This window comes from Adlercreutzia faecimuris (assembly GCF_022669055.1).
Lineage (GTDB): Bacteria > Actinomycetota > Coriobacteriia > Coriobacteriales > Eggerthellaceae > Enterorhabdus > Enterorhabdus faecimuris.
Map to the genome: position 1 here is coordinate 290,863 of NZ_JAJMLW010000002.1, position 19,099 is coordinate 309,961.

The window sequence follows — 19,099 nt, forward strand, 5'->3', positions numbered from 1 at the left end:
CTAGGCCGCGTCGCCGGCGTGGGCGCGGAAGAAGTCGGTGAAGGCCTCGAGCTGGTGGCTCAGCGTGATGGGGTCGCGGTGCATGAAGGCCACCTGCTCGTAGGGCATCACGCGCCCGGCCTGGACGGCCGGCAGGTTCTGCCACAGCTGCGAGTCGTCCACGTACGCGCTGTCGGCGCCGTCGAGCACGCCGTAGCAGATGAAGTCGCCGGCGTATTGGGGCAGCGCCTCGACGGAGATGACCTGGTAGGCCTCGTCGCCGTCCACCATCGGGCCCTGGATGGCCTCGGGCGCCTTGAGGCCCCACCTGTCGTAGAGGATGGAGCCGCCGCGGGCGAAGTGGCTGCCCATGACGTAGATCTCCTGGGGCCACACCTCCATGATCGACACGGTGCGGTCGCCCACGATGCGCACCATCTCGTCCTTGACCGTGGCGGCGCGGTCGTTGAACTCGGCGAGGTAGGCGTCGGCGGCCTCCTCGCGGTTGACGAGGGAGGCGAGGTAGCGGAACAGCTCCTCGTCGCTGCGCGTGCCGTCGGCGACGTAGACCGTCGGCGCGATCTTGGCGTACTTGTCGTAGTCGGCCTCGGTGATGGTGACGATGAGGTCGGGCTGCTTCTCGGCGATCATCTCGAGGGACGTCTCGGCCGACACGGTGTTGAGCGGCTCGATGCCGTCGCACAGCCCCGCGAGGAAGGGGTTGTCGAGCGCGTAGGGGCTCGCGATGACCGGCTTCACGTCCACGGCGAGGAACTCGCCGAGGTAGTAGTCGCTAACGATGACCTGCGGGTCGACGGGGATGTCCACCGGGCCCTTGTCGGTGTCGACGGTGCGCGTACCCTGCGCGGGCTTATCCGAGGCGCCCGCGTTGGAGCCGGCCGAGGAGGCCGATCCCTCGCCCGAGGAGCAGCCGGCTAGGGGGATGGCGAGGGCCGCGGTTCCCAGCAGGGCCGCGAAGGAGCGACGGGTCATCGACTTCATGGGGTTCCTTTCACACGGGGCGGCGCGAGCGCGCCTTCATCTATTTGTTCACCTAATATAACTTATCTGCCTATAAATTAGCATTGGTTTACTTTTTCTCCACAAGGAGGGTTACCCTTATCTCACCAGGGGAAACAGCAGGCCACTCGCCCATTGTACGCGCCGCCTCGCGGCCGTCGGAGCCCCGTCACCGCCCCGAAGCCAGACCGTAGGCGTCCTGTCCCCGCCCCAAGAGAAGGGGGACGGCCCGCAGGCCGCGCCAAGAGAAGGGGGACGGGACGCAGGCCGCGCCCCCAGACGCCCGCGGGCCCCGCCATCCGGCGGGGCCCGCGGGGCCTTCGGGTATGTCGCGTAAGCGCGCTACTCGACGATGGCGCCGTCCTCCATGGTGGCGTAGCCGCCCACGTAGGTGTCGGTGGCGCGGCCGACGAGCTCGGCGCCGACGAAGCCGGAGTTGTTGGCCTTGGAGCAGAAGCCGCCGGCCTCCACCGTCCAGGCGGCCTCGGGGTCGATGACCGTCAGGTCGGCCACGGATCCGGCCGCGAGGGTGACGGGCTCCTCGTGCAGGATGGCGCGCGGGGCCACGGCCATGAGCTCGACCATCCGCTCGTAGCCGATGACGCCCTCGCGCACCAGGTGGGTGAGCACCAGGCCAAGCGACGTCTCCAGGCCGGTCATGCCGAAGGGCGCCAGCTCGAACTCGCGATCCTTCTCCCAGTCGGTGTGGGGCGCGTGGTCGGTGACGATGGCGTCCACCGTGCCGTCGGCCACGCCGGCGATGAGCGCCGCGGCGTCGGCGGCCGTGCGCAGGGGCGGGTTCACCTTGAGGGCCGTGGGGTAGTCGGGCCCGATGGCGTCCTCGGTGAGGAACATATGGTGCGGGGTCACCTCGCAGGTGACGGGCAGGCCCTCGGCCTTGGCGGCGCGCACCAGGTCCAGGCCGCGGGCGGTGGTCACGTGCTGGACGTGCAGCGCGCAGCCGGTCAGGCGGCAGAGCGCTATGTCGCGGGCGATCTCGATCTCCTCGCCCTCGGCCGGCCAGCCGAGCATGCCCAGGCGCGTGGACGCGACGCCCTCGTTCACCTGGCCCTCGCCCACCAGGCCGTCGTCCTGGCAGTGCACCATGACGGGCAGGTCGAACTGCTTGGCGTAGTCCATGACGCGGCGCATCATGCCGGCGTCCTGGATGCCGCGGCCGTCGTCGGTGAAGGCCTTGGCGCCGTGGGCGCGCATGTCGCCCATGTCGGCGAGCGTGTCGCCGCCGAGGCCCTTGGAGCAGGCGCCGGCCACGATGACGCGGCACTTCCCCACCGCCGCCGCGCGGGCCTTGACGTACTCCACGCCGAGCGCGTTGTCGATGACGGGCGAGGTGTTGGGCATGGCGCAGACCGCGGTGAAGCCGCCGTGGGCCGCCGCGCGGGTGCCCGACGCGATGTCCTCCTTCTGCTCGAAGCCCGGCTCGCGCAGATGCACGTGCATGTCCACCAGGCCCGGGACGACGACCTTGCCGGAGAGGTCGCGCTCGACGCCCTTCTCCATGGCCAGGTCATGGCCGATCTCGACGATCACGCCGTCGCGGATGAGGATGTCGGCCACCTCGTCGAGGCCGACCTGGGGGTCGATGAGGCGGGCGCCCTTAAGCATCAAAGCCATCGTTGGAACCTCCTAGCAGAAGATAGAGAGCGGCCATGCGCACCAGCACGCCGGCATAGACCTGGTCGAGGATGATGGAGCGGCCCGGGTGGTCGGCCATGAAGCTGTCGAGCTCCACGCCGCGGTTGATGGGGCCGGGGTGGCACACGCAGGCGTCGGGCCTCATGAGCCGGTCGCGCTCGCGGGTGAGGCCGAAGAGCTGGTTGTACTCGCGCAGCGACGGGTAGGGCGCGCCCTCGAGCCGCTCGCGCTGGATGCGCAGCATGTACACCACGTCGAGCTCGGGCAGGGCCTCGTCCAAGTCGAAGGTCACGTGGTCGGCGCCGAGCACGTCGGGGCGGGCCGGCATGAGGGTAGGCGGGGCGATGACCGTCACCTCGCAGCCCATGGTCTTGAGGGCCGGGATGAGCGAGCCGCACACGCGGGAATGCCCGATGTCGCCCACGATGCCCACGTGCAGGTTGTCGAAGGACCCCTTGCGCTCCCAGATGGAGTAGAGGTCGAGCAGGGCCTGGGTGGGGTGCTGGTGCTTGCCGTCGCCGGCGTCAATGACCGACACGCCGGACACGTCCGCGATCTTGCGGGGCACGCCGGCGTGCTTGTCGCGCACGACGATGCAGTCGATCTTGTAGGCGCACAGCGTCTCCACCGTGTCCACCAGGCTCTCGCCCTTCACCGTGGAGGTGGACGAGCCGCCGAAGTTGAGCGAGTTGGCGCTCAGGCGCTTCTCGGCGATCTCGAAGGACGAGCGCGTGCGCGTGGACGGCTCGTTGAACATGTTGACCACGGTGAAGCCCTTGAGCGTGGGCACCTGCTTGATGCGGCGCTCGTTGACCTGCTTGAACTTCTCCGCCGTCTCGAGCATCAGCATGAGGTCGTCAGCGGAGTACTCGGTGATGTCTATCAGATGCTTGTGGGAAAAGGCCATCCCCTACTCACCTCCGGTCTTCTGGATGGGTGCGGCGCCGGCGCGGTCGCCGGGGCCCATGGCCAGGATCTCGACGGCCGAGGTGCCGTCGATGTCCTCGAGGAACAGGCGCACGTTCTCGTCGGAGGAGGACGGCACGTTCTTGCCGACGTAGTCGGCGCGGATGGGCAGCTCGCGGTGGCCGCGGTCCACCAGGACCGCCAGCTGCACGGCGGCGGGACGTCCGATGTCCATGAGGGCGTCGAGCGCGGCGCGGATGGTGCGGCCCGTGTAGAGGATGTCGTCGACGAGCACGACGGTCTTGCCGTCGATGTCGAACGGGATGTCGGTCGAGTGGACCTCGGGCGCGAAGTGGGTCATGAAGTCGTCGCGGTAGAAGCTGATGTCGAGCGCCCCCAGGGGCACCTCCACCCCCTCGATCTCGTCGATCTTGGCCGCCAGCATCTTGGCGAGCAGGTCACCGCGCGTGACGATGCCGACCAGGGCCAGCCCCTCGGCTCCCTTGTTGGTCTCGAGGATCTGATGCGCGATGCGCGTCAGCGACCGCTCGATCTCATCGGCGTCCATGCAGATGGACTTGACGGTTCCCGTATCGTTCATACACACTCCCTTCTCCATCGAAAGTGCGTACAGGCGAAACCGGCCGTACCCTGCGGATACCGGCCCGGCGCGTCGGGCCCAGGGCAAAAAACAAGCCCCGTCCCCTTCGGGCCAAGGCTTCCTCCGTCGTGCCCCCGCGGGGGCGTATGGTGCGTGCCTTGTCGGTCTCTCTGTACCGCATTTAAAGGACGCTGCCAGTATGGGCCCCGCGTCGCCGAAGCGCAACCCCCGAAGTTGTGTTTTTTGGGGAAGGGACGCGGGGCGGGATCCGGCGCCGGGCGCCCTCGCGCGCGGATGCGGCAGGAGCGCCCCCCTCGGGGCGCCACAGGCGAGAGGGGGCGCCCCTGCCCGGGACGCCCCCTCTCGCCGCTAGTCCTCGATGCCGTCGTTGGTGCGGATGAGCTTGCGCTTGATCTTGCCGCCGATGGTCTTGGGCAGCTCGTCGGTGTACTCGACGATGCGCGGGTACTTGTAGGGCGCCGTCGTCCTCTTCACGTGGTTCTGGAGCTCGCGGGTGAGCTCGTCGGAGGGCTCGTAGCCCCGCGCGAGCACGATGGTGGCCTTCACCACCTTGCCGCGGATGGGGTCGGGCGCGGCGGTGACGGCGCACTCGACGACGGCCGGGTGCTCCACAAGCGCGCTCTCCACCTCGAAGGGGCCGATGCGGTAGCCCGAGCACTTGATGACGTCGTCGTTGCGGCCCACGAAGAAGCAGTAGCCGTCGGAGTCGCGCCAGGCCATGTCGTGGAGGTTGTAGTAGTTCCCGCCCACGGCCTCGGCCGTCTTCTCCTCGTCGCCGTAGTAGCCGACGAAGAGCCCCGGCGGGTAGGCTTCCCTGAGGCCCGTCACGCAGATGGCGCCCTCCTCGCCGTCGGCCACCTCCTCACCGTCGTCGTCGAGCAGCTTGACGTTCAAAAGCGGCGAGGGCTTGCCCATGGAGCCGGGTCGCGGCTCGACCCACGGGAAGGTAGCCAGGAGCACCGGGCCCTCGGTCTGGCCGAAGCCCTCGCGTATCTTCTTGCCCGTCAGGCGCTCCCACGCGAGCGTCACCTCGGCGTTCAGCGGCTCGCCGGCGGTGGCGAAGTTCTCGACGCTCGACAGGTCGTAGGCGGCCACGTCCTCCTGGAGCATGAAGCGGTACATCGTGGGCGGCGCGCAGAAGGTGGTCAGCCGGTAGTCCTGGATCTTCTGGAGCAGCTTGGCGGGCACGAACTTGTCCATGTCGTAGGCGAAGATGGTGGCGCCGGCGATCCACTGGCCGTAGATCTTGCCCCAGCCGAACTTGGCCCAGCCCGAGTCGGTCACGGACATGTGCAGCTTGTCCTCCTGGACCTGCTGCCAGTACTTGGCCGTGATGATGTGGCCGAGCGGGTGGGCGAAGTTGTGCTCGACCGCCTTGGGGTTGCCCGTGGTGCCACTCGTGAAGTACATGAGCATGATGTCGGACGACGTGACGCCGTCCTCCCCCGTCGGGCGCTCGAAGACGTCGGGCTCGCCGGCGATGAGCGCGTCGAAGTCGACCCAGCCCTCGCGCGAGCCGCCCGCGACGAGCCGCCCGATGATCGAGGGGCACTCGGGGAGCGCCGCCTCCACCTGGGAGCACACGTAGTCGTCGTCGACGCACACGACGGCCTTGACGTCGGCGCTGTTCACGCGGTAGGCCACGTCCTTCTTGGTGAGCTGGAGCGTCGCGGGGATGACCACGGCGCCCAGCTTGCACAGCGCCACCGCGCACACCCAGTACTCCCAGCGCCGCCGCAGGATGCACATGACCACGTCGCCCTTGCCGATGCCCATCCCCCTGAAGGCGTTGGCCGCCTGGTTGGACAGCCGCGAGATGTCGGCGAAGGTGAAGGTGCGCTCCTCCCCCGCGTCGTCGCACCATACCAGCGCCCGCTTGCCCGGCTCGACGCGGGCCCACTCGTCGACGACGTCGAAGCCGAAGTTGAAGTCGGCGGGGACGTCGATGCGGAAGTTCTCGGCGAAGTCCTCGTAGGAGTCGAAGTCGATGCGCGGGCAGTACTTCTTGAGCACGTGGTTCATGGTGTGGTTCCTCGGTTCTCGCTTTCCTGGGTCGGTGCGCGCGCCGGCGCGCTACTCGGCGATGATGGTGACGAAGGTGGCCGGCACGTCGCCGCCGCAGCGCTGGCCATGGGGGATCTCGGGGTTGAAGTAGACGCTGTCGCGGGCGTTGAGCACCAGGTCCTGGTCGCCGATGGTGACGACGACGGTGCCCTCCAGCACGTAGTTGAACTCCTGGCCGTGGTGGGTCACCAGCTCCGCCGGCTCGTCGGTGGGGTCGAGCACGACGAGCAGCGGCTGCATGATCTTCTCGCGGTAGCGCCAGGCCAAATCGTCGTAGCGGTACCCCGGGAAGCGGTCGACGTTGCGGCCCTCGCCCCGGCGCACCACGTGGAAGGTGTCGAGCTTGGCGGCCGTGCCGGTCAGAAGCTCGGTCAGGTCGACGCCGAACTTGCGCGCCATGTGGTAGAGGGCGGATATGGGCACGTCGACGCCCGTCTCCTCCCACGCGCGGTAGGTGTTGGGGCTCACGGCCAGCTCGGCCGCCATCTCCTCCACCGTCACGTCGCAGGCCTCGCGCAGGCCCTCCATGCGCAGGCCGATGTCGGCCAGGCTCTTCTCCACGTCGTCGGTCATGCTAGGCTCCCATCCCCAGGTCGACGGCCTGCTTGTTCTTCTCGATGAGGGCGGCCTTGCGGGGCGGCACGCACTTCTCGATGGCGGCGTCGAGCGTCTCGCGGCTGCAGAAGCCCGTGACGGCGAAGAGCTTGCCCAGAAGCACGATGTTGGCCAGGCCCTTGAGGCCCGCCTCCTCGGCCATCTTGGTGGCCGGCACGCCGAAGGTCTCCACGTCGTCGCGCACGCGCATATCGGCGATCATCGAGGTGTCGGCCACGATGACGCCGCCGGGGCGCACCTCGTCGACGAACTTGTCGTAGGAGGGCTGGTTCAGGGCCACGAGCACGTCGGGCGTGGTCACCAGCGGGCTGCCGATGGGCTCGTCGGACAGCGTCACCGAGCAGTTGGCGGTGCCGCCGCGCATCTCGGGCCCGTAGGAGGGCAGCCACGACACCTCGCGGTCGTCGATGAGGCCGGCGTAGGCGGCCACCTTGCCGGCGAACAGCACGCCCTGGCCGCCGAAGCCGGCCAGCACGATCCTCAGCTCTGCGCTCATCGGGCGCCTCCTTCCTCGGACGCGTCCGGGTTCACGAGCGGGCAGGCCGCCGCGCGGGCGCGGGCCGCCTCGGCGGCGTCGGCGTAGCCGTCGGCCACCACGTCCTTGTACACGCCCAGCGGGTAGTAGGGCAGCATGTTCTCGCGCATCCAGGCGAAGGCCTCCTGGGGGGTGAGGCCCCAGTTGGTCGGGCACGTGGACACGACCTCCACCAGCGAGTACCCCCGCCCGGCCACCTGGGTCTCGAAGGCCTTCTTGATGGCCTTCTTGGCCTTGCGCACGTTCTTGGGGCTGTCGACGCACACGCGCTCGAGGTAGGCCACGCCGTCGAGCGAGCTCAGGAGCTCCGCCACGCGGACGGGGTAGCCCGCCGTGGCCACGTCGCGGCCGTAGGGGCTCGTCTGGGTGACCTGGTTGGGCAGCGAGGTGGGGGCCATCTGGCCGCCGGTCATGCCGTAGATGGCGTTGTTGATGAAGATGACGGTGATGTTCTCGCCGCGGGTGGCCGTGTGGATGGTCTCGGCCATGCCGATGGAGGCGAGGTCGCCGTCGCCCTGGTAGGCGAAGACGACGGCATCGGGGTGCACGCGCTTCACGGCGGTGGCGACCGCCGGCGCGCGGCCGTGGGCCGCCTCGATCATGTCGCAGCCGAAGAAGTCGTAGGCCATGACCGAGCAGCCGACCGGGGCCACGCCGATGGCGTCGCCCTCCACGTCCAGCTCGTCGAGGCACTCGGCCACCAGGCGCTCCACGATGCCGTGGGTGCAGCCGGGGCAGTAGTTCGTCACCACGGGGAGGAGCGCGTGGGGGCGCTCGAAGACCACCTTGGCCTCAGCGTCGTTCGCCATTCCTACTCACCGATCCTCTCGTTGATCTCCTCGATGCGGGCCAAGACCTCCTCGGGCGTGGGGATCATGCCGCCGGCGCGGCCGAGGAACTCCACCGGCGCGCGGCCCTCGACCACCAGGCGCACGTCGTCCACCATCTGGCCCATGTTCATCTCCACGTCCAGGTACGCCCTGGCCGTCCCCAGCGTGGCGCGCAGGCCGTCCACGGGGAAGGGCCACAGCGTGACGGGGCGGAAGAGCCCGGCGCGGATGCCCTTCTCGCGCGCCGCGTTCACGGCCGAGCGGGCCACGCGGGCCGACGCGCCGAAGGCCACGACCACGATGTCGGCGTCGTCGCAGAGGTACTCCTCGAAGCGCTGCTCGGTCGCCTTTATCTGCTCGTAGCGCTCGTAGCGCTCGAAGTTGAGGCGCTCGAGGTCCTCGGCGGTCAGGTAGAGCGAGTTGGCCACGTTGTGGGGCCGGGCGTGCTTGTGGCCGGTGGTGGCCCAGGGCTTGGCCGGCAGGTCGGCCGGGTCCACCGGGTCGGGCAGCACGACGGGCTCCATCATCTGGCCGAGCAGGCCGTCGCCCAGGATCATGACCGGGGTGCGGTAGCGGTCGGCCACATCGAAGGCGTTGAAGGCCACGTCGGCCATCTCCTGCACCGTGGAGGGCGCGTAGACGACGATCTGGAAGTCGCCGTGGCCCGTGGCGCGGGTGGCCTGCCAGTAGTCGGACTGCGAGGGCTGGATGGAGCCGAGGCCCGGGCCTCCGCGCTGGATGTTGATGATGACGCCGGGGAGGTCGGCGCCGGCCATGTAGGAGATGCCCTCGCCCTTGAGCGACACGCCCGGGCTCGACGACGACGTCATGACGCGGGCGCCGGCGGCCGAGGCGCCGTAGACCATGTTGATGGCGGCCACCTCGCTCTCGGCCTGCAGGTAGGTCCCGCCCACCTTCGGCATCTGCTTGGACATGTAGGCGGCCAGCTCCGTCTGCGGGGTGATGGGGTACCCGAAGAAGAAGCGGCAGCCGGCGCGCAGGGCGCTCTCGGCCAGGGCCTCGTTGCCCTTCATCAGGACTTTCTCTGCCATGCCTTCCCTACCTCTCTACCGTGATGGCCACGTCGGGGCACATGAGCGCGCACGAGCAGCAGCCCGTGCAGCGCGCCTCGTCGACGCAGCGGGCCGGATGGTAGCCCTTCGGGGTGATCCGGTCGCGGTCCAGCTCGATGATGTGGACGGGGCAGGCGTCCACGCACAGGCCGCAGCCCTTGCAGAAGCCGTCGTCCACGATGATCCTTGCCATGGGCGTGTCCTCTCTCTCCTCATCGCCCGCCGCGGGCGGGCCGTCTTCCATGCGTGAAAGGCCGCGCGGGGCGGCCGGTGCTAGCTCTCTGTCTCCCAGGGGGTCCTCACCACGACGCCCACAGGATAGACCAACGCGCCGCCCGCCTGCCCGCGCAGCTCGTCGCGCTCCTGGCGAGCGAGCCGTTTGGGGGCGGTAACGAACGCGAGCGGCAGCCCCGCCAGGCGGGCGACCTCGCGCGCCAGCGGGATGGCGCGGGCCACCACGCCGGCGTCGGTCTCGGCCTTGAGGTGCGGGTTGGCCGCCACGGCCGTGGCGACAAGGCGCGATTTGGCCTCCACCTCGCGCAGGACCGCCACCGCGTCCTCGGGGCCGGCGGTGAGGTTGCGGTAGGGGTTGGCCACGTACCACAGCGCATGGGGGCCCGCCGCGACGCGCGCCGCGAAGCGGCCGAGCGCCGTGGCGCCCACGTCGTCGCCGCCCGCGTCGATGATGAGGCGGAAGGGCCGGGCCTCCCCCGCCGCGTCAAGCGCCCGGGCGTGGGCCTCGTCGATGGCGGCGGCCACGCCGCCGGTGAGCGAGGGCACGTCCAGGCTCGCGCCGGCCTCGGAGAACACGGGCGCCACGAGCCGCGCGCCGGCGGCCTCGAGCGCGCCGCGGTACTCGCTCGCGCGGAAGTAGGGGTTCACCACGTCCAGGTCGGCGAGGGTCACCTCGTAGCCGGCCGCGGCCGCGTCGAGCGCCAGGTTGAGCGCCAGGTTGGTCTTGCCCACGCCGTAGTGGCCGCAGATGACGGTGACGGGCGCGAGCGCCGCGAGCACCGCCGCGGCGTCGGCTGCGTCCCGGTCGCCCGCCTGCCCCTTGCGGGGCGCGTCTTCGGCCATCCCCTACACCAGCCCCTCCGGCGTGGCGTCGGCGGCCTCGTCGGCCTGGCGGATGGCCACGCGGCGGATCTTGCCGTTGACGGTGCGGGGCAGCTCGTCCGCGTACTCGATGATGCGCGGGTACTTGTAGGGGGCCGTCTGGTTCTTCACCCAGCGCTGCAGCTCGCGCGTGAGCTCGTCGGAGGGGCTAAAGCCCTCGGCGAGCACCACGGTCGCCTTCACCGCCGCCCCGCGCAGCGGGTCGGGCACGCCCGTGACGGCCACCTCGCGCACGGCGTCGTGCTCGAGCATGACCGACTCGATCTCGAAGGGGCCGATGCGGTAGCCGCTCGACTTGATGACGTCGTCGTTGCGCCCGACGTACCAGAAGTAGCCGTCCTCATCGCACCAGGCGGTGTCGCCGGTGTGGTACCAGCCGTCGTGCATGGCCGCGGCGGTCTTGGCGGCGTCGCGGTAGTACTCCATCATGATGCCGGCCGGGTGCGGGTCGATGCGGATGCAGATCTCGCCCGTCTCGCCGGTGTTGCAGCGGGTGCCGTCCTCGCGCTGGATCTCCACGTCGTAGAGCGGCACGGGCCTGCCCATGGACCCGGCGCGCGGGGTCGAGCCGGTGAGGTTGCCGATGGTGAGCGGCGTCTCGGTCTGGCCGAAGCCCTCGTAGATGGTGAGCCCGGTGTGCTCCTTCCAGAAGTCGAACAGGTCGGGGTTCAGGGCCTCGCCGGCGGTGGTGGAGTACTTGAGGCCCGACAGGTCGAAGGCGTCCACGTCCGCGAGCATCATGAGGCGGTACATCGTGGGCGGGCAGCACAGCGTCGTCACGCCGAGGCGGCTGATGAGCGCGAGGATCTCGGCGGCGTCGAAGCGGTCGAAGTCGTAGGTGAGCACCGCGGCCTCCATGAGCCACTGGCCGTAGAACTTGCCCCACACGGCCTTGCCCCAGCCGGTGTCGGCGATGGTGAAGTGCAGGCCCTCGGGGTCGACGTTGTGCCAGTGCTTGGCGGTGATGAGGTGCGCGAGCGCGTAGCGGGAATCGTGGAGCACCATCTTGGGGTTGCCCGAGGTGCCGCTCGAGAAGTACATGAGCATGGGGTCGTCGCGGCGGGTCTCGCGGCGCGCGAAGTCGGGCGAGGCCAGGCAGACCCCGGTGTTGAAGTCGTGCCAGCCGGGGCGCGAGGCGGCCGCGGCGCAGATGCCGCCCTCGCCGGAGAGGGCGGGCCCCACGAGCTCGCCGTCGTCGACGATGAGGCGCCCCTCGGCGTCGCGGGCCGTGAGGCCGGCGCCGGCCGGGTTCACCAGGACGAGGGTCTCGACGCTCGGACACGAGGGCGCCGCGGCGTCCACCACGTCGGCGATGTCGCCGGCGCTCGTGCAGATGACGGCCTTGATGTCGGCGCCGTTCAGGCGGTAGGTCAGGTCGTGCTCCTTGAGCATGAAGGTGGCGGGCACCATGACGGCGCCGAGCTTGGCCAGGGCGAGGGCCGTGAACCAGAACTGGTAGTGGCGGCGCAGGATGACCATGACGTAGTCGCCCCGGCCGATGCCGAGGCCGGCCAGGAAGCTGGCCGTCTTGTCCGACCACGTCTTCATGTCGGCGAAGGTGAAGACGTGGTGCTCGCCCTCGGGGTTGCACCACACCATGGCGGTGCGGCCCGGGTCGTTGACGGCGATGTCGTCGACCACGTCGTAGGCGAAGTTGAAGTCCTCGGGGGCCTTGACGTCGAACCGGCAGAGCATCCCGTCGGCGTCGTAGGCCTCGTCCACGTAGCGGAGGTTGATGTTTCTCATAGCGCTCAGGTCCTTGGGGGTAGGGCGCGGGCATCCACGGCCCCGCGCCAGGCGGAAGTCATCGAGGAGGGGGCGGCGCCGGCCGGCCCTCCCGTCGCGCGAGTCCCCCTCGCGGGGGCGCGGCGGGGCGCCGGGGCGCCTAGATAATCTTCTCGTCGTGGGGCTTCATGACGACCGCGAGGAACACGCAGGGCTCGCCGCCGATGGCGATCATGCCGTGGCCGCGCCCCGAGTCGTACATGAGGAAGTCGCCGGCCTCGAGCTCCTCCACGTGATCCTCGTAGGCGAAGCGCATGCGGCCGGAGATGATGTAGTCGAGCTCCTGGCCCTTGTGGCGGGACAGGTGGATGGGCGCGTCCTGCTCCTCCTCAAGGTACGGGGCGGTGACGAGGAAGGGCTCGGCGAGCTTGTGGCGGAAGTGGGGCGCCTTGTGCAGGTACTCGAAGCCGGCGCGGCGCTTGATGGACAGCCCGTCGGCGGCGCGGGTGAGCGAGTAGCCCGTCAGGTGCGGGTTCTCGCCGGTGAGCAGCTCGATGACATCGACGCCGAACTTGTCAGCGCACTTGTAGAGGAAGGTGAAGGAGAGGTCCTCCTCGCCCGACTCCTGGGCGGCGTACTCGGCCGTCGAGCGACCGGTGGCGTCGGCCATCTCCTGCAGGGTGAGGTCGAGGTCCTCGCGCAGGGCGCGGATGCGTCCCGCCACCTCCTTGATGTTCGGCTCCATGGGGCGCCCTCCTTCTCCGCTCCGGTGACAGCGTATCCGGTTATTGTAGCGAAGCGGCGGGGGCCTTCGTTTCGAAAGCGTTAAATCATCGGCGGCGCCCTCATAGTTTTCAGCGGACACGGGCCATCGGCCGGGGAGAACGCCGGGGGGCCGGAACGCGGGCTTCCCCCGGCGTTCCGGCCCCTTAGGCCCCCTAGGCCCTGCGGCGCAGGAGCGCCAGGAAGTGCGCGTCGGGGCCGCCGGGCTCGAGCGCCACCGAGAAGTACGGCAGCTCCACGCCCAGATCGGGGCGCGCGTAGGGCACCACCTCGAAGGCCGCGCCCTCCTCGGAGGCGAGAAACGCGTCCACCACCTGGGCGTTCTCCTCGGCCGTGACGGTGCAGGTGGCATAGGCCAGCGTGCCGCCGGGGGCCACGTGGGCCGCCGCCGAGGCGAGGAGCGCCGCGCCGAGGGCCGCCTGCTCGCCGATGGTCTCGGGACGCAGGCGCCAGCGGATGTCGGCGTGGCGGCGCAGGGTGCCGAGCCCCGTGCAGGGGGCGTCGACGAACACGCGGTCGAACAGCCGGTCGCCCACGAGCGCGTCGAGGTCGCGGCCGTCGCCGGTGAGCGCCTCGGCCACCTCCGCGCCGTACTGGGCCGCGCGCTCGGCGAGCAGCTTGGTCTTGAAGGCGTGGGCGTCCACGGTGACGTAGCCGGCCACCTGGCGCCCGAAGCGGCGCCGCGCGCAGGACTGGTCGAGGATGGTCTTGGTGGCGCGCCCGGCGCCCACCTCCAGGAAGGACGCCGGCTCCGCATCGCCCACCACGAGCGAGGCGATGGCCTGGGAGGTGGCGTCCGACACCAGCAGGAGCCCCTGGCTGAGCATCCGGCGCACGCGCCCGTCCAGAAGCGCCAGCCCCGAGGCCAGCCGGTAGCAGCCCTCGACGCGGCGCCCCGCCACCTCCACGGGCTCGGGCTCGCCGTGGGCCGCGGCCAGGACGGAGACGACCTCCTCGTCGGCCGCCTTGCACGCGTTCACCGCGATGAAGACCGGCGCCGGCTCGTTGGAGGCGGCCATGAGGTCATGGGCGCCCTGGGGCCCCAGGTCGCGCACCAGCCGCTCGGCGAGCCAGGTGGGGAACCCGTGGAGCCGCGCGTAGGCGCGGATGTCGGTGCGCGGGTCGCCGAAGGGGAAGCTCTCCTTGGCGCGCACGACGCGGCGCAGCACCGCGTTGGCCAGGCCGCCGGCACGCGGGGCCACCGACTTCACCAGCTCGACGCCCTGGTCGACGGCGGCGTGCGGGCTCTTCTGCAGGAAGATGATCTCGTAGGCCGACAGCGCCAGCGCGTCGCGCACGGCCGGGCTCGCGTCATCGGGCGAGTCCATGCAGCCGTCGATCACCTCGTCGAGGGTGCCGCGGGTGCTCGCCACGCCCAGCACGAGCCGGGTGGCGAAGGCGCGCTCCTCGCGGGAGATCTTGGAGGTGTCGACGACCGAGCCGATCACGTCCTGGGCGAAGGCCCTGCGCTCGCGCATCTGGTGGATCGCCTCGAGGGCGAGCCCGCGCGCCTCGGTGGCGTGGCCTCGCCGCGGGCGCCGGTCGTCGTGCCGGGGCGGGCGGCCCTCGCGCGGGCCGCGCTCGTCGTGCTGCGGCCGGCGGTCGTCCCGCCCGTCGCGGCGCGGGCCGCGCTCGTCACGACCACCTCGGTCGTCTCTGCGCGGGCCGCCCCCCTGGGGCCGGCGGTCATCTCGGCGCCCACCGGGGGCGCGGCGGTCGTCATGCACAGGACCACGTTCCTCTCTCCTCCCGCAGGGCGGGGCATCCGGCCGCGAAGGCGCGGCCGTCCATGGGCTTCTTTCCGTCGGGCTTGAGCGATAGCACCTCCAGGGCGCCGCCCTCGCACGCGATCACGAGGCGCTTGGCCGCCAGGAGCGCATCCCCCGGCGCGGCCGCGGCCGTGGCCTCGGCGGCGGGGCCGTCAGCCTCCAGCGGCGCGACCGCCAGCACGGTGACGGGGCGGCCGGCGATGACGCAGCGGGCGGGGTGCGCCTCGCCCGAGGCCCGCACGCGCCGGGCGTTCTCCTCGGGCGTTGCGGCCGGGTCGAGGTCGAGCTCGCCCTTCGCCACCTTGTCGGCGTAGGTCACGGCTGCCTCGTCCTGGGCCTCCCAGGCCACCTCCGCGCCCGCGGCCAGCGCGTCCAGCACCTCGACGAGCGCCTCGCCGCCCAGGTCGGCCAGCTCGGCCGTGAGCTCGGCGGCCGTACGGCCCTCCGCGGGCACCGGGCGGCATGCGCAGAAGGCGCCCGTGTCGAGCCCCTCCTCCATCTGCATGACGCACACGCCCGCCTCGGCGTCGCCCGCCAGGACGGCGCGCTCCACGGGGGCCGCGCCGCGCCAGCGGGGCAGGAGCGAGCCGTGGACGTTGAGGCACCCGAGCGGGGGCACCTCCAGGATATCCCGGGGCAGGATGGCGCCGTAGGCCGCCACGCACACCACGTCGGGCGCGAGGGCCGCGAGCTCGGCGGCCGCCTCGGGCGTGCGCAGGGTGCGCGGGGTCAGGACGGGGATGCCGAGGGCCTCGGCGGCCTCCTTGACCGGCGAGGGCACGAGGGCCCGCCCGCGGCCGCGCACGGCGTCGGGCCGGGTGTAGGCGGCCACCACCTCGTGGCCCGAGGCGGCCAGCTTGGCGAGCACCCGGGCGGCGAAGTCCGGCGTGCCCATGAACACGACCCGCACGGCTAGCCCACCTCGATGGAGGTGTCGCCCGGGCGGGCGCCCGCGGCGCGGGCCTCCTCGTAGGCGGCGAGCGCCTCGATGCGGGTCATGGGGTCGCAGCTCTCGAAGAGCGTGCGGCCCTCGAGGTGGTCGACCTCGTGCTGCAGGCAGCGGCCGAGCAGCCCGTCGCCCTCGATCTCCCAGAGCTCGCCGTCCAGGTCGTGGTAGCGCACGCGGGCCCAGGGCTGGCGCGAGACGGGCACGGTGACGCCGGGGCACGACAGGCAGCCCTCGCCGCCCAGCTCCGGCTCGCCGCGCAGCTCGACGATCTCGGGGTTCACCAGCACGATGGGCTCCTGCTCGCCCTCGCCGTCCCAGTCGACGTCGATCACGACCAGGCGCTTGGCGACGCCCACCTGGGGCGCGGCGATGCCGCAGCCGTTGTTCTTGTACATGGCGTGGGCCATCTGCTTCGCCAGCTTCCTGAGCGACTTGTCCCCCACCTCGCAGGGCTCGCAGACCTGCGCGAGGATGGGGTCGGGGGAGGTGACTATCTTGAGCATGGGGGCATCTGCCTTTCTGACGTGCGGGAACGCACCGTGCGGGGTGCGGCTTTCGGCTGCCGTCCATTGTGCGGCCCCGCCCGCCCCCTGTCCAGCGCCGGCGCGGAAACGCCACATCCTCCCGGGCGTGCGGCGCAGGCTAGGCGGGGGCAGGGGCTTGTGGGCCCAGCACGTGCCCCCGTGGGGGGCAGGGACCTGCGCCTAGCTTCCGCGCCGCGCAGCAGGGGGCGTGCGCCTCCCTGCGCGGCGCACGCCCCCTTCCCTCCCGCCACGTCCCTCCGCCTCCCGAACGCCCCATCCTCCCCTCTTCTGTTTTCCGAAGCCCGCCCGCGCCTCCCTATCCCTGCGTGTGATAAGTCGCGTTCTTCGGCAGAAGCTGCCAAAAAGGGGGACTTGTCACACGCCGCTGCCAGAAAATGCGACTTATCACACGTACAGGATCACGCCATCGGGCCCTCAGCTCACCTTAGCAGATTCTGACCTGGGGAAATACGGCGCCCGCTGGCCGCCGCAGCGGGCAGCGGGCGATAAACGCCGTCTTTTCGTGTGATAAGTCGCATTTTCCGGCAGCGGCGGAACCGGCGCCCGGCACTCGCGTCGCGCAGGAGGACGCACGCCGCCGCCCTGCTGCGGGGAACCGGGTTTCTGGCCGTTTTGGCCATGAATTCCGCAACAAGGGGACGTAATCGCGTCGCAGGACCCCGCGTCAGATCGCGTGACCTGGGGAAACCTCGCAGCGCCAAGCTCGGAAAAGGCGGGCGCCTGCCGCCTGCTGCGGAATTCATGGCCAAAACGGCCAGAAAACGCCACGTCGGTCTCCGCCGTGCTGCGCGGCGCCTCCCCCTCTCCTCATGCGAGAAGCCCCTCGGACGGCCGGCTCCCTGACCGCCCGAGGAGGGGGAGGATCGGGATCTGGCCACCCGGCTGCCCGGGCCCGCGGCGCGGGCTAGGCGGTGGCAGCGGAGCTTGCGCCCGGCACCCGCGCCACACGGGGCGCGGGCTAGGCGGGGGGCAGGGGCTTGTGGGCCTGGCGGCGGTGGTTGAGGTCGCCCTGCATGCCGACGACGCTCTGGAACAGGGCGTCGTAGTCCTCGGGCGCGAGCTGGGAGGGGTCGGACAGCAGCGCGCGCATGGACGCGATGGCCTCCTCCGCGTCGCCGAGCGAGAGCTCCTCGGCCAGGTAGGCGGCCACGGCGGCGGGGTCCTGCCCCTCGGGCACGGCCGCGGCGGTGAGCGTGCCGGCGGCGCCCGGCACGGCGACCGTGGCGTTGGTGACGAGGGTGCCCGCCGCGGCGCCCGGGTCGGCCGCGAGCGTCTCGAGCAGCGAGGCCGCGATGGCGCCGTGGGCGGACCGGCGCCACTGCACCTGGGCGAGCTCGTCGGCGTGGGCGAGCGCGAGCAGCGGGTGCTGGGCCAGCACCGACAGGAACTCGCGCTCGAAGCGCAGGCGGCTGCGCTCGGCCTGGGTGAGGCGGCGAGTCGGCGCCGGGGCGGCAGGCCGGGGCGCGGGCGCTCCCCCGTCCGCCGGGCCCTCGTCGCGCCGGGCGGGCGCCTCGAGGGCCGCGAGCGCGGCCAGGGCGTCCTCCTCGCGCGCCCGGCAGCGCCCCGCTATCTGGACGGCGTAGTCCTTGGCCAGGAGCGAGTCCTTGATGGGCGCGAGCACCGCCAGCGCCTCGGTGAGCGCGCGGGTGCGGCCCTCGGCCGTGGTGAGGTCGCTGGCCGCGAGCCGGCGGTCGATGCCGTACTTGAGCAGGGGCTGGGCCCGCTCGATGAGCGCGCGCAGGGCGTCGGCGCCCCGGGCGGCCACGAACTCGGCCGGGTCGAGGTCGTCGGGCAGCGTCACGGCGGCCAGCTCCACCTTCGAGCGGCCCGCCTCCGGCGTCATGGACTCGTCGATGAACCCGAGCGCGCGGTCGGCGGCGCGCTGGCCGGCGGCGTCGCCGTCGAAGAGGTAGACGATGCGGTGCTGGGCGTGGCGGGACAGCAGGCGGATGTGGCGCATGGTGAGCGCGGTGCCCAGCGTCGCCACCGCGTTCTTGATGCCGGCCTCGTGCAGGGCGATCACGTCGGTGTAGCCCTCCACGACGATGGCCGTGCCGGTGGAGGCCATGGCCGCCTTGGCGTGGTCGAGCCCGTAGAGCACCTGGGACTTGTGAAAGATCGGGGTCTCCTGGGAGTTGAGGTACTTCGGCTCACCCTGGCCGATGACGCGCCCGCCGAAGGCGATGCACTCCCCCGCCGCGTCGTTGATGGGGAACATCACGCGGTCGTAGAAGCGGTCGCGCAGGCGCCCCTCGCGGCTGCGCGAGGCCACGTTGGCCTCCACCAGCTCGTCGTCGCGGAAGCCGCGCCCGGTGAGGTGGCGCACGAGCGCGCCGCGTCCCGGCGCGAAGCCGAGGTTCCACTCCTTGGGCACCTTGCCGCCCAGACCGCGGCCGGCCAGGTACTCGCGGGCCCGGGCGGCCCCGGCGTCAGGGCTGCGCATGAGCTGGGTGTGGTAGAACTCGGCCGTGGCCGCGCAGATCTCCTTCAGGCGCGCCTTCTTCGACGCCGGAGCCGAGGGGCGCCCGCCCGTCTCCTGGATGTCGATGTGGGCGCGCTCGGCCAGCTTGCGCACAGCCTCGGGGAAGGACAGGTCCTCGGTCTTCATGACGAAGGCGAACACGTCGCCGCCCTCGTTGCAGCCGAAGCAGTGCCACAGCTGCACCGACGGGTCGATCTTGAAGGAGGGGGTCTTCTCCTGGTGCAGCGGGCAGCAGCACCAGAAGTCGCGGCCCTTCTGCTTGACGGGGACGCGCTCGCCGATGACCGACACGAGGTCGCTCGCCTCGCGCACGCGCTGGATGTCCTCGTCGCTGATGGATCCCACGGCTGCCTCCCCCCTTGAAGATGGAAGGGCCGCCCGAACCTCGTCCGAGCGGCCCAGTCTGTCGAAGGCCAGTATAGCGCAAGCG

At 71.2% G+C, this 19,099-nt stretch carries 17 protein-coding genes; all 17 read right to left on the bottom strand.

All coding sequences use genetic code 11. The features are described from left to right. The 17 genes from LPT13_RS06425 to dnaG all read right to left on the bottom strand — a co-directional run bounded on the left by LPT13_RS06425 (position 1) and on the right by dnaG (position 19,014). Positions 1–981 carry an ABC transporter substrate-binding protein gene (locus LPT13_RS06425; RefSeq protein ID WP_242164759.1) on the bottom strand — a complete coding sequence of 327 codons (981 nt, stop codon included), beginning with the start codon at positions 979–981 and terminating at the stop codon, positions 1–3. 360 nt (positions 982–1,341) lie between these two features. Next, on the bottom strand, positions 1,342–2,634 hold the full coding sequence (locus LPT13_RS06430) for a dihydroorotase (protein WP_242164761.1): 1,293 nt from the start codon (positions 2,632–2,634) through the stop codon (positions 1,342–1,344). Continuing rightward, positions 2,618–3,562: an aspartate carbamoyltransferase catalytic subunit gene (locus LPT13_RS06435; RefSeq protein WP_242164763.1), complete on the bottom strand. Its 945-nt coding sequence runs from the start codon at positions 3,560–3,562 to the stop codon at positions 2,618–2,620. Before LPT13_RS06435 ends, LPT13_RS06430 begins: the two co-directional genes overlap by 17 nt. Before the next feature lie 3 nt (positions 3,563–3,565). Further along, positions 3,566–4,162, bottom strand: a complete 597-nt coding sequence (gene pyrR / locus LPT13_RS06440) for a bifunctional pyr operon transcriptional regulator/uracil phosphoribosyltransferase PyrR (RefSeq protein WP_242164765.1) — start codon at positions 4,160–4,162, stop codon at positions 3,566–3,568. A 369-nt stretch (positions 4,163–4,531) separates the two neighbouring features. Then, the gene (locus tag LPT13_RS06445) at positions 4,532–6,205 is read right to left on the bottom strand and encodes an AMP-binding protein (RefSeq protein ID WP_242164767.1); all 1,674 of its coding nucleotides are present in this window, start codon (positions 6,203–6,205) and stop codon (positions 4,532–4,534) included. Between the two features lie 51 nt (positions 6,206–6,256). Next, positions 6,257–6,820 carry a helix-turn-helix domain-containing protein gene (locus LPT13_RS06450; protein ID WP_242164769.1) on the bottom strand — a complete coding sequence of 188 codons (564 nt, stop codon included), beginning with the start codon at positions 6,818–6,820 and terminating at the stop codon, positions 6,257–6,259. A 1-nt stretch (position 6,821) separates the two neighbouring features. Next, on the bottom strand, positions 6,822–7,358 hold the full coding sequence (locus tag LPT13_RS06455) for a 2-oxoacid:ferredoxin oxidoreductase subunit gamma family protein (RefSeq protein ID WP_242164771.1): 537 nt from the start codon (positions 7,356–7,358) through the stop codon (positions 6,822–6,824). Then, positions 7,355–8,206 (bottom strand): thiamine pyrophosphate-dependent enzyme, encoded by an 852-nt coding sequence (locus tag LPT13_RS06460; RefSeq protein ID WP_242164773.1) that lies wholly within the window; start codon positions 8,204–8,206, stop codon positions 7,355–7,357. The genes LPT13_RS06455 and LPT13_RS06460 overlap by 4 nt, the downstream gene beginning before the upstream one ends. 2 nt (positions 8,207–8,208) lie before the next feature. Further along, positions 8,209–9,279 carry a 3-methyl-2-oxobutanoate dehydrogenase subunit VorB gene (locus LPT13_RS06465; protein WP_242164775.1) on the bottom strand — a complete coding sequence of 357 codons (1,071 nt, stop codon included), beginning with the start codon at positions 9,277–9,279 and terminating at the stop codon, positions 8,209–8,211. 7 nt (positions 9,280–9,286) lie between these two features. Further along, on the bottom strand, positions 9,287–9,493 hold the full coding sequence (locus tag LPT13_RS06470) for a 4Fe-4S binding protein (RefSeq protein WP_242164777.1): 207 nt from the start codon (positions 9,491–9,493) through the stop codon (positions 9,287–9,289). A gap of 80 nt (positions 9,494–9,573) precedes the next feature. Next, complete coding sequence (locus LPT13_RS06475; RefSeq protein WP_242164780.1) at positions 9,574–10,377, bottom strand: nucleotide-binding protein; 804 nt, start codon at positions 10,375–10,377, stop codon at positions 9,574–9,576. A 3-nt stretch (positions 10,378–10,380) separates the two neighbouring features. Beyond that, positions 10,381–12,162: an AMP-binding protein gene (locus tag LPT13_RS06480; RefSeq protein ID WP_242164782.1), complete on the bottom strand. Its 1,782-nt coding sequence runs from the start codon at positions 12,160–12,162 to the stop codon at positions 10,381–10,383. A gap of 139 nt (positions 12,163–12,301) precedes the next feature. Continuing rightward, complete coding sequence (locus LPT13_RS06485; protein WP_242164784.1) at positions 12,302–12,886, bottom strand: helix-turn-helix domain-containing protein; 585 nt, start codon at positions 12,884–12,886, stop codon at positions 12,302–12,304. Between the two features lie 193 nt (positions 12,887–13,079). Next, a complete protein-coding gene (locus tag LPT13_RS11835) occupies positions 13,080–14,651 on the bottom strand; it encodes an RsmB/NOP family class I SAM-dependent RNA methyltransferase (protein ID WP_242164787.1) in 1,572 nt (523 codons plus the stop codon). Then, positions 14,644–15,603 (bottom strand): methionyl-tRNA formyltransferase, encoded by a 960-nt coding sequence (gene fmt / locus LPT13_RS06495; RefSeq protein WP_242164788.1) that lies wholly within the window; start codon positions 15,601–15,603, stop codon positions 14,644–14,646. The genes LPT13_RS11835 and fmt overlap by 8 nt, the downstream gene beginning before the upstream one ends. A 2-nt stretch (positions 15,604–15,605) precedes the next feature. After that, complete coding sequence (gene def, locus LPT13_RS06500) at positions 15,606–16,145, bottom strand: peptide deformylase (RefSeq protein ID WP_242164791.1); 540 nt, start codon at positions 16,143–16,145, stop codon at positions 15,606–15,608. 1,000 nt (positions 16,146–17,145) lie between these two features. After that, positions 17,146–19,014, bottom strand: a complete 1,869-nt coding sequence (dnaG, locus tag LPT13_RS06505) for a DNA primase (RefSeq protein WP_242164793.1) — start codon at positions 19,012–19,014, stop codon at positions 17,146–17,148. Positions 19,015–19,099 lie beyond the last annotated feature (85 nt).